This window comes from Bradyrhizobium sp. (assembly GCF_019244115.1).
Lineage (GTDB): Bacteria > Pseudomonadota > Alphaproteobacteria > Rhizobiales > Xanthobacteraceae > Bradyrhizobium.
Window position 1 is genome coordinate 1 of the sequence record NZ_JAFATE010000146.1, and the last position, 17,373, is coordinate 17,373.

15 protein-coding genes are annotated in these 17,373 nt (G+C 65.2%); 3 read left to right on the plus strand and 12 right to left on the minus strand.

Features of this window, described 5'->3' with window-relative positions:
- Window positions 1-304: 304 nt before the first annotated feature.
- The 5 genes from JOZ76_RS06540 to JOZ76_RS06560 all read right to left on the minus strand — a co-directional run bounded on the left by JOZ76_RS06540 (window position 305) and on the right by JOZ76_RS06560 (window position 3,803).
- A complete protein-coding gene (locus JOZ76_RS06540; protein ID WP_291697810.1) occupies window positions 305-1,240 on the minus strand; it encodes a glycine--tRNA ligase subunit alpha in 936 nt (311 codons plus the stop codon).
- A 116-nt stretch (window positions 1,241-1,356) separates the two neighbouring features.
- Window positions 1,357-1,545, minus strand: a complete 189-nt coding sequence (locus JOZ76_RS06545) for a hypothetical protein (protein WP_291697811.1) — start codon at window positions 1,543-1,545, stop codon at window positions 1,357-1,359.
- Between the two features lie 105 nt (window positions 1,546-1,650).
- Window positions 1,651-2,556 (minus strand): S49 family peptidase, encoded by a 906-nt coding sequence (locus tag JOZ76_RS06550; RefSeq protein ID WP_291697812.1) that lies wholly within the window; start codon window positions 2,554-2,556, stop codon window positions 1,651-1,653.
- A 250-nt stretch (window positions 2,557-2,806) separates the two neighbouring features.
- On the minus strand, window positions 2,807-3,598 hold the full coding sequence (locus tag JOZ76_RS06555; protein WP_291697813.1) for a tRNA1(Val) (adenine(37)-N6)-methyltransferase: 792 nt from the start codon (window positions 3,596-3,598) through the stop codon (window positions 2,807-2,809).
- Window positions 3,576-3,803 carry a putative signal transducing protein gene (locus tag JOZ76_RS06560; protein WP_291697814.1) on the minus strand — a complete coding sequence of 76 codons (228 nt, stop codon included), beginning with the start codon at window positions 3,801-3,803 and terminating at the stop codon, window positions 3,576-3,578. Before JOZ76_RS06560 ends, JOZ76_RS06555 begins: the two co-directional genes overlap by 23 nt.
- Before the next feature lie 126 nt (window positions 3,804-3,929).
- Between JOZ76_RS06560 and JOZ76_RS06565 the strand changes: the two genes are divergently transcribed.
- Window positions 3,930-4,940: a polyprenyl synthetase family protein gene (locus tag JOZ76_RS06565; protein WP_291697815.1), complete on the plus strand. Its 1,011-nt coding sequence runs from the start codon at window positions 3,930-3,932 to the stop codon at window positions 4,938-4,940.
- Between the two features lie 138 nt (window positions 4,941-5,078).
- On the opposite strand, the gene JOZ76_RS06570 is transcribed toward JOZ76_RS06565, so the two are convergent.
- The 3 genes from JOZ76_RS06570 to JOZ76_RS06580 all read right to left on the minus strand — a co-directional run bounded on the left by JOZ76_RS06570 (window position 5,079) and on the right by JOZ76_RS06580 (window position 9,847).
- A complete protein-coding gene (locus JOZ76_RS06570; RefSeq protein WP_291697823.1) occupies window positions 5,079-5,975 on the minus strand; it encodes a 4-(cytidine 5'-diphospho)-2-C-methyl-D-erythritol kinase in 897 nt (298 codons plus the stop codon).
- 33 nt (window positions 5,976-6,008) lie between these two features.
- Window positions 6,009-7,850 carry a tetratricopeptide repeat protein gene (locus JOZ76_RS06575; RefSeq protein ID WP_291697824.1) on the minus strand — a complete coding sequence of 614 codons (1,842 nt, stop codon included), beginning with the start codon at window positions 7,848-7,850 and terminating at the stop codon, window positions 6,009-6,011.
- Window positions 7,851-8,188: 338 nt separating this feature from the next.
- On the minus strand, window positions 8,189-9,847 hold the full coding sequence (locus tag JOZ76_RS06580) for an electron transfer flavoprotein-ubiquinone oxidoreductase (RefSeq protein ID WP_291697816.1): 1,659 nt from the start codon (window positions 9,845-9,847) through the stop codon (window positions 8,189-8,191).
- Between the two features lie 128 nt (window positions 9,848-9,975).
- Here JOZ76_RS06580 and JOZ76_RS06585 point away from each other — a divergent pair, with 128 nt between their 5' ends.
- Window positions 9,976-10,788 (plus strand): uracil-DNA glycosylase, encoded by an 813-nt coding sequence (locus JOZ76_RS06585; protein WP_291697817.1) that lies wholly within the window; start codon window positions 9,976-9,978, stop codon window positions 10,786-10,788.
- Between the two features lie 7 nt (window positions 10,789-10,795).
- On the opposite strand, the gene JOZ76_RS06590 is transcribed toward JOZ76_RS06585, so the two are convergent.
- The 4 genes from JOZ76_RS06590 to JOZ76_RS06605 all read right to left on the minus strand — a co-directional run bounded on the left by JOZ76_RS06590 (window position 10,796) and on the right by JOZ76_RS06605 (window position 14,888).
- Complete coding sequence (locus tag JOZ76_RS06590) at window positions 10,796-12,304, minus strand: glycosyltransferase family 39 protein (protein ID WP_291697818.1); 1,509 nt, start codon at window positions 12,302-12,304, stop codon at window positions 10,796-10,798.
- Window positions 12,305-12,416: 112 nt separating this feature from the next.
- Window positions 12,417-13,178 carry a ribonuclease HII gene (locus JOZ76_RS06595; RefSeq protein ID WP_291697819.1) on the minus strand — a complete coding sequence of 254 codons (762 nt, stop codon included), beginning with the start codon at window positions 13,176-13,178 and terminating at the stop codon, window positions 12,417-12,419.
- Between the two features lie 81 nt (window positions 13,179-13,259).
- On the minus strand, window positions 13,260-13,703 hold the full coding sequence (locus JOZ76_RS06600) for a VOC family protein (protein ID WP_291697820.1): 444 nt from the start codon (window positions 13,701-13,703) through the stop codon (window positions 13,260-13,262).
- A gap of 15 nt (window positions 13,704-13,718) precedes the next feature.
- Window positions 13,719-14,888: a PA0069 family radical SAM protein gene (locus JOZ76_RS06605; protein WP_291697821.1), complete on the minus strand. Its 1,170-nt coding sequence runs from the start codon at window positions 14,886-14,888 to the stop codon at window positions 13,719-13,721.
- Window positions 14,889-15,075: 187 nt separating this feature from the next.
- On the opposite strand from JOZ76_RS06605, the gene JOZ76_RS06610 reads away from it, so the two are divergent.
- The coding region (locus tag JOZ76_RS06610) for a phosphoketolase family protein (RefSeq protein ID WP_291697822.1) at window positions 15,076-17,373 on the plus strand (2,298 nt) is incomplete at its 3' end.

Here is a 17,373-nt window from a genome sequence, read left to right on the forward strand (position 1 = left end):
GTCGGTGACCATGCGGCGCAGATCGTCCGCCGCTTTCGCCTGCATGCGGGCGGGAATTTCTTCGGAAAACAGTTCGAGGAGAAGGTCGGGCATTTAGTGAGGCTCTTTGCGAAGACGACGAGGCTTGCGCTGCCGCGGCTGCCCTGCTCCCTGCGGGGAGGGGTTATTTATCAGGAGTGCTTCAATCACATTGGCCGCCATCTGTGGACCCCCAGCCCCGACCCCTCCCCGCGAGGGGGAGGGGAGCGGAGGCACCGTGCGAAAATTCAGTAGAGAACGCGCAAGCAGGGAAGGCGCAAACTGATCAACCGACGCCACCCGCTTCCGTATGCACCCACGCTTCGCCGCAGGCCTTGGCGAGCTCGCGGACGCGCAAAATGTAGCTCTGCCGTTCGGTGACCGAAATCACGCCGCGCGCATCGAGCAGGTTGAATACGTGGCTCGCCTTGATGCACTGGTCATAGGCCGGCAGCGCCATCAAATGCTCCTTGCGATTGCCGCCCTCTCTCCATCCGGCGGCGAGATATTTTTTGCAGGCCTGCTCCGCCATCCGGAACTGCTCGAACAGCATTGACGTGTCCGCGACTTCAAAATTGTGCCGCGAATATTCCTGCTCGGCCTGCAGGAACACGTCGCCATAGGTCACCTTGTCGGCGCCGTCGCGGCCGTTGAAATTGAGATCGTAGACGCGGTCGACGCCCTGCACATACATCGCCAGCCGTTCGAGCCCATAGGTGAGCTCGCCGGCGACCGGCGCGCATTCGACGCCCGCGACCTGCTGGAAGTAGGTGAACTGCGACACCTCCATGCCGTCGCACCAGCATTCCCAGCCGAGCCCCCAGGCCCCGAGCGTCGGGCTCTCCCAGTCGTCCTCGACAAAGCGGATGTCGTGGAGAGCGGAATCGATGCCGATCGCGCCGAGCGACTTCAGGTACAGCTCCTGAAGGTTCGGCGGTGACGGCTTCATGATGACCTGGAACTGGTAATAATACTGCATCCGGTTCGGATTCTCGCCATAGCGGCCGTCCTTGGGACGGCGCGAGGGCTGCACATAGGCGGCATTCCACGGCTTTGGACCGAGCGCGCGCAGCGTGGTTGCGGGGTGGAACGTGCCGGCCCCCATCTCCATGTCATAGGGCTGCAGGATCACGCAGCCCTGCTCGGCCCAGAACCGCTGCAGGGCCAGGATGAAACCCTGGAACGAGCGTTCCGGGCGCATGTGCAAAGGGAGCGAATCCATCGTCGAAGCGGCTCTCGCGGGTCAAAAACGCGCGGGACCGTATCGACGACGGGATCAGGAATCAAGGCAAGGCCGGCGCATCAGCGCCGCCCGGCGCCCCCTATGGGATCGGCTTGCTAGCCCGGACGATAAGCTCCGGTGACCGGATCGCGCCGCAGCGGCTTGATTTCGTGCGCTCGCGAAGCCTCGGCGACGCGCGCCTGGCGAATGTCTTCCAGTTCCCGGTTGATCCTGACGGCGGCCATGTAGGCCAAACGCAGCAGGGCGAGCCCGCCCAGGGCGCCCGCAAATGCCATCAACGGCATCGGTCAATCCTTGTTGAACATCTCAGGCCCCTTGTTCGTATTCTCGCGCAGCCGAGCTTGCGTCGCAACGCAAATGATTGAGACCAAATGGCGCGGTAGATTCGCTCAAAAACCGAATCGGCCCCAGATCGCGCGGCTTTCCAGCGCCGAAATGATCTCGTCGGGCCAGTTGCCGTCCATCGCAGCGAGCGCGCCGGCACCCGGCGACCTGCGACCGAACAGGCCCGACAGCATGCCGCTTGCGGGCGCAATCAGGGGCGTCAGCACTTTTTCACCGAAACGGCCGCGCAGGGTCGAGCGCAGATCGCCGATCGCGTCCGCCAGGCCAAGCGAGATCGCGGTCTCGCCCGCCCAATATTCGCCGGTGAACAGCATGTCGTCGGCGCCCTTCAAGCGGTCCCGCCGGCTCTCTTTCACCAGCGCAATGAAGATGGCGTGGATCTCGCGCTGGATCGCCTTGAGGCGGGCGACGTCGTCGGGATTTTCGGGCAGGAACGGGTCGAGCATCGCCTTGTGCTCGCCCGCGGTATAGAGCCGCCGCTCGACGCCGATCTTCCTGATCAGGTCCTGCAGACCGAAGGAACCGCCGACCACCCCGATCGAACCGAGGATCGAAGACGGATCGCAAAAAATCTCGTCGGCCGCGCACGCGATCATGTAGCCGCCGGAGGCCGCGACATCCTCGACGAACGCCAGCACCGGAACTTTTTTTTCCGCGGCGAGCTGGCGGATCCGCAGATAGATCTGCCGTGACTGCACCGGCGAGCCGCCGGGTGAATTGATCACCAGCGCAACCGCCCTGGCGTTTCTCACCGCGAACGCACGTTCGAGCGTGCGGGCAAGCCCCGCCAGCGACATGCCCGGACGCAGCGGCGTCACCGAGCCGATCAGGCCGGATAGCCGCACGACCGGCACGACCACGGCGCCGCGCCTGAGCCGCGCCGGCAGCCATTCGCTCGCCTTGTCGATCAGGCTCGGCCAGCCGCTACGCTCGTTCAAAGTCTCGGTCATCCGGTTACCTCAAATTAACCATTTTGTATCACGCGTCTGCCATCCAATCGCTTGGAACGGTTCTTGTATTTGTGCCGTTGAGGAATTGCCAAGGCTGCGCCGGGACAGCGGAGAAAAACATGAAAATCTACCTGCTCATGCTGCTCATCGGTACCCTGTTGACCGTCATTCGCTTCACCTCGGCGCCCGAACAGTCCTCCGAGACTCAGCCGCAATGACGGAACAATGACTCTTGGCGGCCATCGAAGTTTCAAGGCGCGGCAAGCGGTAACAGAGCCATCCCGGCCATCACGTCGTCGAGCTGCATTTTAGGCAAAGTTGATTCATTATTGAGCACCAACGAGCGGTAGAGGCGCGAAGGCGCCCGTCCGCCCTTGACCGTGCGAACCAGGACGCGGATGGCCGGCTTTGCGGCCTCGCCATGCACAGGCAGGATCTGAACGCTGCCAAAGCCGTGCGCCAGCGCGGCCAGCACATCGGCGAGGCCATCGGCGCGCCAGATCAGCGTCAGCGCGCTGCCGGATTTCAGCACCCGCCGCGCCGCCAAAATCCAGCTTTCGAGCGTCGCGGGCCCCGCCACGTGGGCCAGCGCCTTTGCCGCCTCGGGCGAAGCGCGATGGCGGCCGGCATCATGGAAAGGCGGATTCATCAGCACCACGTCGGCGCTGTCGGGGACAAGACCCGCGGCGGCAAAGGCGTTCGCTGACGAAGTCACATCGAGCGTGACGATTTCGGCCTTGATGCCGTTGGCGGCCGCGTTGTCGCGCGCGAGCCGCGCCAGTTGGGGATCGATCTCCACCAGCTTTAGATCGACGCCCGCCACCCGCCTGGCCAGCGCGAGACCCGCCGCCCCGACACCGGCGCCGAAATCCACCACGCGATCCCCTGGCCGGGCCGCGGTCGCAGCCGCCAGCAGCACCGCATCGTGACCGGCGCGATGGCCACCGCGCGGCTGGCGCAGACGCAGTCGCCCACCGAGAAACGCGTCCTCGGTGAAGCCGGCCTCGTCAATGACGGCACTATTCGTCGGGTCGCAATTCATGAGACAGGCCTGCGTCGGCGAGCAGCTGTCGCGCCGCGCGGTTATCGTCCTCGTGGACAAGGATTCGACGTGGCAGAATGCCGAGCGAGCCTTCGATCACGCTCATGTTCTGATCGAGCACAAGGTGGTGAATGTTGGCGCCATCGAGCAGCGCTCCGACCGCCGAAACCAGCACAATGTCGTTGGTTCGAACCAATTCCCGCAAGACTGACGACTCCTCGTCCGAAGACGGCGCGACCATTGCGCGCAACTGTCAACTGCCAACTGCCCTTGCCGCCCCGTGCAGCAATTCCTATTGTGGCCTGCGAAGATACCAGATGTGGAGACCGGCGTGGCGGTTATTGTACCCTTCGAGAGCCCTTCCGGCGCATCGATCGATGCGCTGATGGCGCTTGTCGCCCCGGACCTGGAGCGTGTCAACGCCACGATCCTGTCGCGGACCGGCTCGGAGGTCACGATGATCCCGGAGGTCGCCAATCACCTGATTTCGTCAGGGGGAAAACGCCTGCGTCCGATGTTGACGCTGGCGATGGCTCAGCTCGCCGGCTATGGCGGCGACGGCCATGTCAAGCTCGCCGCCGCGGTCGAGTTCATGCACACCGCAACCCTGCTGCATGACGACGTGGTCGACGAGAGCGAGCTCAGGCGCGGCAAGCTGTCGGCGCGCATGCTGTGGGGCAACGAGGCCAGCGTGCTGGTGGGCGACTTCCTGCTCGGCCAGGCGTTTTGCATGATGGTGGAGGTCGGCTCGCTGCGCGCGCTCGACATTCTCTCCCGCGCGGCCTCGGTGATCGCCCAGGGCGAAGTGATGCAGCTCGCCGCGGCCAAGAACACGGCAACCACCGAGGACGAATATCTCGCCGTGATCCGCGGCAAGACCGCGGAACTGTTCGCGGCCTCCTGCGAAGTGGGACCCGTCATCGCCGATCGTCCCAAGGCAGAGCAGACCGCGTGCCAGTCGTTTGGCCTCAATCTCGGCGTGGCGTTCCAGCTCGTCGACGACGCGCTGGACTATGGCGGCAAATCCGCAAAACTCGGCAAGAACATCGGCGACGATTTCCGCGAGGGCAAGATCACGCTGCCCGTGGTGCTGGCGTTCCGCCGCGGCAACGACACCGAGCGCGCGTTCTGGATCAGAGCCCTGGAACGCGGCGAGATCAGGGATCGCGACCTCGATCATGCCATTGCGCTGATGACTAAGCATCGCGCGCTCGAGGACACCATCACCCGCGCCGAGCATTATGGCGCGATGGCGGTCGACGCGCTGGCGCTGTTCCCCTCTTCTGCGATGCGGAGCGCGCTGGAGCAGGTCGTCGCCTTCTGCCTCGCGCGATCGCATTAGAATCGCGCAGCAAACAAGGCTCGTCAAACCCCGCGCAGGCGGGGTATCGAGCACGCTGCGGCCTCTCGGCTCATGATCGCTGTCTCTGGAATACCGGGTCATCCGCTTTCGCGGGTGACGACAGCGCAGCAAGCTCGCCTAGCTCAGTTCGCCCGCGTGCACCCACCAGTCGGGGTGTTCGGCCGAAAGCTTCGCGGCCGCCGCCTGCGCTTCGGATGCACTGGAGAAGATCGCAAAGCAGGTCGCGCCCGATCCGCTCATGCGCGCGAGCAGTGCCCCCGGACTTGCGCGCAGCGCCGACAGCACGTCGGCGATGACGGGCTGAACGCGCAGCGCCGGCGGCTCGAGATCGTTTGGGACGCTAGCCAGCACCTGGACCCAGTCGCCGACCGAAGCGCCATCGTCGGGCCACGCCGGCGCTCTGATCACGTCACTTGCGCCGACCCGCAGTTGACCGCTGCGCAGGCCAAGTGCCGCAAACACGTCCTTGGTCGCCACCGGCATGCGCGGATTGACCAGCAGGGCGGGCAGTTTTGGCAGGCTCAGCGGCAGCAGCGTTTCGCCGACGCCCGTCATGTCGCAGGCGCGCGAGGCGAGGCAGACCGGCACGTCGGCGCCAGACTTGAGCGCAACTTCCTGGAGCCGCGCATCGTCGACCGCGAGGCCATTGAGCCGCGCCAGCAGCCGCAGCGCCGCGGCGGCATCCGCCGAACCGCCACCGATTCCGGCGGCCACCGGCAGCACCTTTTCGAGCATGAAAGCACCGAGCGCGAGATTTTCGACCCGCTCGGCAAGGAGCCGCGCCGCCTTCAGCACCAGATTGTCGGACGTCGCGCCGCAGGCGTCCGCCAGCGGCCCCGTGGTCTCGAGCTTCAGTTCCGGCCCGGGCAAAAGTTCGAGGCGGTCGGCACAGTCGGCAAACGCCACCACGCTTTCCAGATCATGATAGCCGTCGACGCGGCGCCCGACCACCCGAAGCGTCAGGTTGACCTTGGCACGCCCGTATTCCACCAGCGCTTGCGCCTGCGCCTGCATCGCCAGAAGCCCAGCCCCACCCACGATGACGAACTAGCCGCCCTTGTCGTCATCCTTCTTCTTGTCGGTCGCTGCGGCGGCCGCGGCGGCCGGATCTTCCGGCAAGCCGTTCTGAATTTTGGCTTCGATCTTGGGCAGCTCATCCGGCTCCGGCTTCAGATCGCGCGCATGGGCCCACTGGAATTTCCCCTCCAGCGTCCGGCCGACGCGCCAATAGGCATCGCCGAGGTGGTCGTTGATGGTCGGATCCTCCGGCTTCAGATCGACCGCGCGCTCGAGATTCTTCACCGCCTCCTCATAGTTGCCGATGCGGTAATAGGCCCAGCCGAGCGAATCCACGATGTAGCCGTCGTCCGGGCGCTGCTCGACGGCGCGCTTGATCATCTTCATGCCTTCGTCGAGATTGGTGCCCTGGTCGATCCAGGAGTACCCGAGATAGTTCAGGACGTGCGGGTCCTCGGGCTTGAGCTCCAGCGCCTTGCGCATGTCGGCTTCAGCCTTCGGCCACTGCTTGGAACGCTCCTCGCAGATGCCACGGTAGTAGTAATAGACGTAGTTGATGTTGGTGGCCTTTTCCTTCTCCTTGTCGCCGCTCGCCTTGTCGGCGGCGGGCGCAGGCGGCAGCACGTCGATGCCCTGCGAATAGGTCTGGGCGCAATCGTTGAATTTCTTGCGGCCGCGCTCGACATTGCCGAGCGCCATGATCGCATCAAGGTCCTTCGCGTCCTCCGAGATGACGCCCTTGAGAATCTTGATCGCCTCGTCGGAACGGTCGGCGGCATCGAGATCGGTGGCGAGCTGAATCTGCGCGTTGCGCTTCAGCGGCGAGCTCGACGGCACGCGCTCATAGATCTTGATCGCCATCTGCGGCTTCTTCACCGATTCGTAGAGATCGGCGAGCGAGAGCAGCGCGAGCGGATGGGTCGGCTGCAGATAGAGCGCGAGCTGCAGATAGACCAGCGCCAGATCCTCGCCGCCGCGGCGGGTCAGCGTCGCACCGATGCCGTAGAGCGCCTCCGCGGCACCCGCCTGCGCGGAATCGGCGAGCGGCGGCAGTTTCTTGCCGGCCTTGGTCTCGCGCAGCCCTTCCAGCACCAGCGGATGGCGGGCAAGCTTCTTGTCGAAGGACTCGTAGATCGCCTGCGCCGACTTGTCGTCCTTGTTGCGCGACAGCCAGCGCGCATAGCCTTCGGCGACGCGCAGCATGGAATCGTCGAGCTTGTAGGCGCGCTCGAAGCGGGTCCCGGCGTCCTTCTCCTTGCCCGACAGCTCGAGGATCATGCCGGCATGCAGATCCTTGAAGATCGGATACCAGTCCGGCCCGGCCAGCTTGTCGATATTGGCGATCGCCGCCTTGGTGTCGCCGGCGCCATAGGCCGCCCAGCTCGACAACAGCGTGGCAACGAGATCGGTGATCGGCCCGCGGATCGACTGATTGATGTTGAGCTGGGCCGCGGCATATTTCTTCTGCTTGAGGTCCTGCACGCCGACGACGAGGCGCGCGACGCGGCTGGACTTGTCGACCGCAAGTATCCGTTCGGCGAGTTTGACCGCCTCTTCGATGTCACCCTCCGCAACGGATGCGATGAAGGCGCGGTCCAGAAGCTCGTTGTTCTTCGGATCGGTTCGCAGGGCGGACCGGTAGAAGGCGGCGGCGGAGGTCGCATCCCGCTCCACGCTGGCATGGCGGGCGGCCAGGTAGCTGCCGGCCGTCGTCAGCGACCTGAGGTCGCCTCGGGTGGGAAACTGCGCGGCGGTGTCGGCCGGGTGCTCCGGCGTTTGCGCCGATGCCGCGCCGGGAAGCGTCAAAGGAAGCGCCAAAGCGGCGAGCGCGAAGGCAGCAAAGGTCCAGCGATTGCAACGAGTGGAAAACATCACGGTTCGCTCTTGCTGTTGGAAAGCTGAAGTAGGGATCATCTCGAATGCGAACCCAGCCGGCGGCATCCAGGCGCGGCGACAATGCCGCGTTTGGCGCTGAACCGCAAGGATCTGGAACCTCGAATCGATCGGCACGCCTATCCTTATATTGACGCGTTCTCTTCACGCGAAGCGGTACCCACTTCGCTTGAAAACGCTTCAAGGCCGCCCGGTCGCGTGAGACGCTGTTACTGTGGCTTAATCGTGACCGCGGGCGTTAGGCAAAGTTTTGATTCCAGTGCAGCTTTTCGCTCGGTCTGCCTAGGGCCGCCACCGCCTGCTCACGCAATCGTGCGTTACATCGCCTCGTAGTTCGGGCCGCCGCCCCCCTCCGGGGGAACCCAGGTGATGTTGCCGTTGGGGTCCTTCACGTCGCAGGTTTTGCAGTGAACGCAGTTTTGGGCGTTGATGACGAAACGCGGCCCGCTCGCCTCCTCGACCCACTCATAGACACCCGCGGGGCAATAGCGGCTGGAGGGGCCGGCATAGACATCGTGCTCGGACGTCTTCTGCAGGTTCATATCGGCGACCTTGAGATGAACCGGCTGGTCCTCTTCGTGATTGGTGTTGGACAGGAACACCGACGAGAGGCGGTCGAAGGTCAGCTTGCCGTCTGGCTTGGGGTAGGCAACCGGCTGATGCGCCTTTGCAGGATCGAGCGTCTTGCGGTCGGGCTTTAAGTGCGACTGAGTCCCGAACAACGAGAAACCGAGCGTGTTGCACCACATGTCGAAGCCACCCAGCACCACGCCGAGGATGGTGCCGAACTTGGACCACAGCGGCTTGGCGTTGCGCACCGGGTAGAGATCCTTGCCGACTGGCGATGCGCGCCAGGCGTTCTCGTACTCCACCAACTCGTCATTGGCGCGATCAGCGGCGAGCGCCTTTGCGACATGTTCGGCCGCGAGCATGGCACTGCCCATGGCGTTGTGCACGCCCTTGATGCGCGGCACGTTGACAAAGCCGGCCGCGCAGCCGATCAGCGCGCCGCCGGGGAAGGACAGGCGCGGCACCGACTGATAGCCGCCCTCGGTGATGGCGCGCGCGCCATAGGCCAGCCGCTTGCCGCCCTCGAACACGGTGCGGATCGCGGGATGAGTCTTGAAGCGTTGGAATTCGTCGAACGGCGACAGATAGGGGTCGTCATAGTTGAGATGAACGACGAAGCCGACCGCAACCAGATTTTCGTCATAGTGATAGAGGAAGGAGCCGCCGCCGGTGTTGTTGTTCAGCGGCCAGCCGAAGGAGTGCTGGATCAGGCCCTTCTGATGTTTGGCCGGATCGATCTGCCAGACTTCTTTCAGGCCAATGCCGAACTTCGGCGGCTCGCTGCTCGCATCGAGGCCGAATTTCGCGATGAGTTGCTTGGAGAGACTGCCGCGCGCGCCCTCGGCAAACAGCGTGTACTTGCCGCGCAGTTCCATGCCGCGCGTAAACGAATCCTTCCACGAGCCGTCCCTGGCAATGCCCATGTCGCCGGTGGCAATCCCGCGCACCGCGCCCTTGTCGTCGTAAAGGACTTCGGTCGCGGCAAAACCCGGATAGATCTCGACGCCGAGAGCTTCGGCCCTGCGCGCCAGCCAGCGGCAGACATTGCCGAGCGAGCCGATGTAGCAGTGATGATTGTTCATCAGCGGCGGCATCATGAAATTGGGCAGGCGGATCGCACCTGCCTCGCTCAGCCAGTAGAATCTGTCGTCCTTCACCTCAGTTTTCAGCGGACAATCGGCGTCCTCGCGCCAGTCCGGAATCAGCTTGTCGAGACCGGCCGGGTCGATCACCGCGCCCGAGAGGATGTGCGCGCCGACCTCGGAGCCCTTCTCTACCACGACGATGGAAAGATCGGCATTGAGCTGCTTCAGCCGGATCGCCGCGGCAAGGCCCGACGGCCCGGCGCCGACGATCACGACGTCGAATTCCATGGACTCGCGCGGAGGTAGCTCTTCGGTGCTCATGATGGCGTCTCAACCCGGATGGAAGACGATTGTTACCCCTTGTTTGCCGATTTTTCGGGGCAGGACAACCGGGGAAATGCATTTGCCGATGGCGCAAGGCGGCTTAAATTCACCAAGCGATGTCGCCGATGACCCCAGAGCCCCGCCCCACCGCGGCGCAATTGCTGGCCTTCTACCTGGAGGCCGGCGTCGACTGCGCCTTGTCGGATGAGCCGGTCGACCGGCTCGCCGATCCGGATCTCGCGCAGGCCCCGCGCGAGACGCCGTCGCCGCCGGCCACGGTTGTCACCGCCGCGGCTGCCAGCTTCTTGCAGGCTGAGGCGCCCCCTGCCCCGGACGCGGCGATCGCATCGGCGCGCGAGGCCGCGCGGACCGCGGCGACGCTCGAAGCCTTGCGCGCGCTGCTGGACGATTTTGACGGCTGCGCCTTGCGAAACACTGCGACCAAACTCGTCTTCGCCGACGGCAATCCTCTGGCGCGCGTGATGTTCGTCGGCGAGGCGCCCGGGCGCGACGAGGACATCGAGGGGCTGCCCTTCGTCGGCCGCTCCGGCAAGCTGCTCGACCGCATGATCGCGGCGATCGGGCTCGACCGCACCAAGGTCTATATCGCCAATGTCATCCCCTGGCGGCCACCCGGCAACCGCACGCCGACGCCGCAGGAGACGCAAGTGTGCCTGCCCTTCATCCAGCGCCAGATCGAACTGGTCGATCCGGACGTGCTGGTGACGCTCGGCAATCCTTCGACCCAGGCGCTGCTCGGAACGCGCGAGGGCATCATGCGCACGCGCGGCAAATGGCTCGACTATCAGACGGGAACACGGACGATCCGCGCGATGGCAACCTTCCACCCGGCCTATCTGCTCCGCTCGCCGTCCTATAAGCGGATGTCCTGGCAGGACCTGCGCGCGATCGCGAAGGTGCTGCAGCAGGCTTCCTGAGCCGATGCTACCGCCCCTTGGGCCGCACGATCGCCCAGCCGATCCGCAGCACCGGCTGACGGCCGTTGACGATCCGCTCGAAACTGTGCGGCACCTCCGGAACCAGGCCCGGAAAATGCTGCGCGATCTCGGGGGGTGGTGTTCCCACCGTATCGGATGCGCGCCAGACCACGATGCCGCCCGTCTCGTTGAAGCTCGCGGGCGTGAGCCACGGCGTCCGCACCGGCGCGGCATCGAGCAGCAAATGTGGGCGGCCGCTGTCGAGTGCCACAAGGCTAGCGATCGTAGCGTCGCCTGCGACGGCGGGCAGGTGCTGATTGGTCCGGCGCTCAAAACTGTCGCCAAAAAACTGCGCGATGTCGCGCGCGGGCAGCGCGGTCGCGACCTCGCCACCACCGGTCCAGGGCAGGATCAGCGTTGCGCCGATCACCGCCAGCGCAGGCGCCACGATCGCGATGGCCCATACGGCGCGCAACAGGCGCTGATGCCTGAGCAGGATCAGTTCGCCGGTGGCGACGACGGCCGCCAGCCCCGAGATCAGCAGCGCAATGCCATTGCCGCCCACCACCATGTCGAGATCGAACAGTCCGGCGAGCAGGCTGCCGGCCAGTGCCGGCGCAAGCGCAAAGAAATAGACGAAGTCCCGCGCCAGCCGTTCGACGGGTGGCCGAAAGATGACCGGAGCCTCTTCTCCGGTCCGGCTGAACCAGCCTGAATTGAGCGCGACCAGGATGATCAGGGCGGAGAGCGACACGACCAGCCCGCCGAGCAGCCAGCTCCAATGGCTCGCCCGCGCCCCGAGCTCCGCCATTGCCGGCCAGTGCGGCAGGGCCAGCGCATCGGCCCTGAGCAGCCAGATCAAATAGGGCAGGACCAGGACCAGGATCACGAGCACTGCGAACAGCGGATCGACCGACCACAGCCGCTGCCTGCCTTCGGGGGCTGCCAGCGCGAATCCCGCCAGCAGAAGCAGCAGCAGGGGCGCCGCCGATGTCGTCAGCAACAGAAGCCCAGCCTCGATCGACCAGGCGAACCACACATTGCGCCGGTTCTGTCCAATCAATTGCCAGCTGTGCAGCAAGAGCAGTGCCCAGATCGGCCTCGCCAGCACGAGGGGTCCGAATTCCAGCCCGGACGAACCGAATGCGGTGACCGTCATGGTCAGCAGCACCGCGAGCACCGCCTGCTGGGCGCCGACCACCGCGCGCGCCAGCAGATAGAGCGCCCAGAACGTCGCAATCGCGCAGAGCTGGGCGAGCAGATAGACGCCGAACATGTGGTTGCCGGCGGCCCGATAGGCGATATCGGCCAGCCAGAACGACAGCGGAGGTCCGAGATCGGTGCCGACCTGGTACTCCCGGCCGAACGCCAGCAAGGTGGCGACGTCGTCCGGCGGGCTGCGGTAGAAGATCAATGGCACCAGCAGCCAGAGCGCAGCCTGGCACAGCACGACGATCAGGACCACCAGCCGCGGCCGGGCCCGGATCAGTTCGACGACGAGCGAGGTAAAACGCATGGAGGGGCAGGTCTGCTCGAAATAAGCAAGCTTCCCGACGCGCAGCGGGAATAACCGGTGACGACGATCACCTCATGGTCATACGGCCCCGACACGGTCGAGGCAACTGGCCTTAGACCGTCGGAGACAAATCGATCTCTACTGAGGTATCGACGGAGAACAGGTCGCGCTCGGCCAGTTCCGGATAGTGCTTGTTGCGCGCGGCCACCACGGGCGCAAAAAAGCTGCGGTGATGGGCCGACGGCCCGAGCCGGTCGAGCGCGTCGAGGTGGTCGGGGACGGCGTAGCCCTTGTGCTGCTCGAAACCGTAGCCGGGGCAGTCCTGCGCCAGCGCGCACATCAGGCGGTCCCGCGTGACTTTTGCGACGATCGAGGCCGCGGCAATCGACATCACGATGCCATCGCCGCCGATCACGGCCTCGCAGTCGCAGGCCACATCGATGCGGTCGCGGCCGTCGACGAAGACGTGGGTCGGCCTTTCCGGCAATGCGCGCACGGCACGGGACAACGCCCATAGCGAGGCGCGCAGGATGTTGTCGCGGTCGATCCGCGCGCGGGATGCGAAGGCAACGGCAAAGGCCGAGGTCGCGCAGATCTCCTCGAACAGCTCCTCGCGCCGCTCCGCCGTCAGGCGCTTGGAGTCGTCGATCCCCTTCGGGATTCGTTTCGGGTCGAGGATGACGGCAGCCGCAACCACCGGACCCGCCAGCGGCCCGCGGCCCGCTTCGTCGCAGCCCGCGACCGGCCACACGCCACGTTTGATTAGCGCACGCTCGCGGCGAAAGCTCGGCGGCGCAACGGCAATGACGCTCTCAGAGGCCTTGGCCTCCTTCTTGGCCGGTTTGGCCGACGCCTTCGCAGGGACCCGAATCATGGCGGGATCCTGCGCAAGCGGCCCGCCTCGCGCAACCAGGAACCCGGCACAATTCCCGCAATTCAGCGGGATCCACTCACGCTAGTCCGGCAGGTGAACGCGCCCGTCCGCGGCCACCTCGATGCTGGGCGCGACCACGACCTCCCAGAGATGGCCGTCCGGATCGGTGAAGAATCCGCAATAGCCGCCATAGTCGGTGCGGTGCGCCGGCTTGACGAGCCTGGCCCCCTGCGAGACCGCGAAATCTAGCGCAACATCGACCTCGTAAGGCGAGTTGCAGTTCCAGGCCAGGGTGACGCCGCGAAAGGTCTGCGGACGCGGATCGGTCGGCAGCGCCGCATCGCTTGCCAGCGCGTCCCAGGGGTAGAGCCCGATCACGGTGCCGCGCGTGTCGAAGAAGGCGACCTCCTCGCCGGTAGCGCGGAATTTTCGCGCAAAGCCCAACGCTTCATAGAACGCGATGCTTCTGCGCATGTCGTCCACACCAAGCGTGATGACCGTGAACCGCGCGACTGGAACAGACATGGCACTCCTCACACATCAGAACAAACTGAGCTGCTGGCCAAAACCCTTGGGCCGCGCGAAATGATCCGTGGTCAGCTTGGCGCGGCGCTTGTTGAGCCCGAGTTTTTCGCAGGCGATCTCGAAACGGCGGCCGATCATCCAGGCCATCGGGCCCGTGCCCTTCATCCGCGTCCCCCATTGCGAATCGTAGTCCTTGCCGCCGCGCATGTCGCGGATCAGGGTGAAGACGTGGCGATAGCGGTCTGGGTAGTTGGCGAGCAGCCATTCGCGGAACAGGTCGCGCACCTCGAGCGGCAGGCGCAGCAGCACGTAGGAGGCTTCCTTGGCGCCGGCATGGGCGGCGGCATCCAAAATGCGCTCGATCTCGCTGTCGTTCAGCGCCGGGATGACCGGCGCGACCATCACCGTGGTCGGAATGCCGGCCTCCGTGAGCCGCTTCAGTGCCTCCAGCCGCCGTGGCGGCGTCGAGGCGCGCGGCTCCATGGTGCGCGCAAGCTGCGGGTCCAGCGTGGTGACCGAGAGCGCGACTTTTGCGAGATTGCGCTTGGCCATGCGCGCCAGAATGTCCGCATCGCGCGCCACCAGCGCCGATTTGGTGACGATGCCGACCGGATGGCCCGCGCGCTCCAGAACTTCCAGAATGCCGCGCATGATCTTTCGCTCGCGCTCGATCGGCTGGTAGGGATCGGTATTGGTTCCGATCGCGATCATGCGCGGCTCGTAGCCCGGCGCCGCCAGCTCCTTCTCCAGAAGCGCCGGCGCATCCGGTTTTGCGAACAGGCGCGATTCGAAGTCGAGCCCCGGCGAGAGCCCGAGATAGGCATGGGTCGGCCGCGCAAAGCAGTAGACACAGCCGTGCTCGCAGCCACGATACGGGTTGATCGAGCGGTCGAAACCGATGTCGGGGGAATCGTTGCGCGTGATCACCTTTCGCGCGGTGTCCGGTGCGACGACGGTCTTGAACGGCGGCAGTTCGTCGAGGCTGTGCCAGCCATCGTCGAACGCGACGCGCGCCTCGGCCTCGTAGCGGCCGCTGGCGTTGGACTGTGCGCCACGCCCGCGCCGCCGGCCCTTTTCGATGGCGACGGCGAGTTCTGGGAACGGGGCAGGTGAAGGCGCACCCGCCGGCTCGGAGGGCGGGGTAACCGGCGGGTGCCTGAGGGCATGAGAGGATGCGCGACTCATGGCCCAGAACATAGCACCAGGCGAGAACAAATCAAGAACAATCGCCGGCTTGCGGGTAACTCAATCCGGCGATCCGCAAGCCCTGTCATATCCAGCTCGTAACGTTCGCATGATGACGTCCGCGCCCGCCCCGAAGGATCGATCCGTTCGGCGCCGGGTTGACGTGGTTTGTGCCGGAGGTGCCAGGATGCAGCAGATCAGCCCAGACGATCCACGCAGGCCGGCCGACCAGCTCGACCTGCTCGACCGCTATTGGCGCGCGGCGAACTATCTGTCGGTCGGGCAGATCTATCTTCTGGATAATCCGCTGCTGCGCGAGCCGCTGCGGCCGGAGCACATCAAGCCGCGGCTGCTCGGCCATTGGGGCACCACGCCGGGGCTGAATTTCATCTACGCCCATCTCAATCGCGCGATCCGCATCTGCGACCTCAACGTGATCTATATCTGCGGCCCCGGCCATGGCGGCCCCGGCATGGTCGCCAACACCTATCTCGAGGGCACCTATAGCGAGATCTATCCCGACCTCAGCCGCGACGAAGCGGGCCTGCGCAAATTGTTCCGCCAGTTCTCCTTCCCCGGTGGGATTCCAAGCCACGCCGCGCCGGAAACGCCGGGATCGATCCATGAGGGTGGCGAGCTCGGCTATGCCCTGGTGCACGCCTATGGCGCCGCCTTCGACAATCCCGATCTGATCGTGGCCTGCGTGATCGGCGACGGCGAGGCCGAGACCGGCCCGCTCGCCGCGTCCTGGCACTCCAACAAGTTCCTCAATCCGGCGCGGGACGGCGCGGTGCTGCCGATCCTGCATCTCAACGGCTACAAGATCGCCAACCCGACCGTGCTTGGCCGCCTCGGCGACGACGAGATCCGCGCGCTGTTCAGGGGTCTTGGTCATGAGCCGCTGTTCGTCGAAGGCGACGAGCCGCAAAACATGCATCGGCTGATGGCCGACGCGCTCGATGTCGCGCTCGCCAGCATCCGCTCGATCCAGCACAAGGCGCGGAACGGCGGCGCCGGCGACCGCCCGACATGGCCCGTCGTCGTGCTGCGCAGCCCGAAGGGCTGGACCGGGCCGAAAGAGGTCGATGGCTTGAAGGTCGAGGGCTTTTGGCGCGCGCATCAGGTGCCGATCGCAGATCCACGCAAGAACGCCGCGCATCTCGCTTTGCTCGAGCAGTGGATGAAGAGCTACGAGCCGGAAAAGCTGTTCGACCAGGCCGGCCGCCTCGTCGGCGAACTGCAGGCGCTGGCGCCGCAGGGCGCGCGGCGCATGGGCGCCAACCCGCATGCCAATGGCGGCCTTTTGAAGCGCGAGCTCAAGCTGCCCGACTTTCATGCCTATGCGGTCGAGGTCCAAAGGCCCGGCGGCGTCACCGCGGAGGCGACGCGCGAGCTCGGAAAATATTTGCGCGACGTGATGGAGCTGAACGCCGGCGCCCGGAATTTTCGCCTGATGGGGCCGGACGAGACCGCCTCGAACCGGCTCGATGCGACATTCGAGGCCACGGAGCGGGTCTGGATGGAAGCGCGAGAACCCTACGACGTCCATCTCGCGCCCGATGGCCGTGTCATGGAGGTGCTGAGCGAGCATCTCTGCCAGGGCTGGCTCGAAGGCTATCTGCTGACCGGACGGCACGGCCTGTTCAACTGCTATGAGGCTTTCGTCCACATCGTCGATTCCATGTTCAACCAGCACGCCAAATGGCTGAAGGTTGCGCGTGAGCTATCCTGGCGGCGGCCGATCGCCTCGCTCAATTATCTCCTGACCTCGCATGTCTGGCGGCAGGACCATAACGGTTTCAGCCACCAGGATCCCGGCTTCGTCGATCTCGTCACTAACAAGAAGGCCGACATCGTTCGCGTCTACTTTCCGCCCGACGCCAACACCCTGCTCTGGGTCGCCGACCATTGCCTGCGCACTTATAATCGCATCAACGTCATCGTCGCCGGAAAACAGCCCGCGCCGCAATGGCTCGGCATGCAGGAGGCGGCGATCCATTGCGATGCCGGCATCGGCATCTGGACATGGGCGGGGACCGAGGCCGGCAATGCCGAGCCCGATGTCGTGATGGCCTGCGCCGGCGACGTGCCGACCCTGGAGACGCTCGCCGCCGTCGACCTCCTGCGCAAGGCATTGCCCGGACTGAAGATCAGGGTCATCAACGTGGTCGACCTGATGACCTTGCAGCCGAACGACCAGCATCCACACGGACTCTCCGACCGCGACTTCGACAGCCTGTTCACGCGCGATCGGCCCGTCATCTTCGCCTATCACGGCTATCCGTATCTGATCCATCGCCTGACCTACGGCCGCACCAACCATGACGGCATGCATGTCCGCGGTTTTGCCGAGGAAGGCACCACGACGACACCGTTCGACATGGTCGTACTGAACGGCCTCGACCGCTACCACCTCGCCATCGAGGCGATCGAGCGCACTCCCGGCCTCGGCACCGCGGCGGCGCATGTCAAGCAGGAGTTCCGC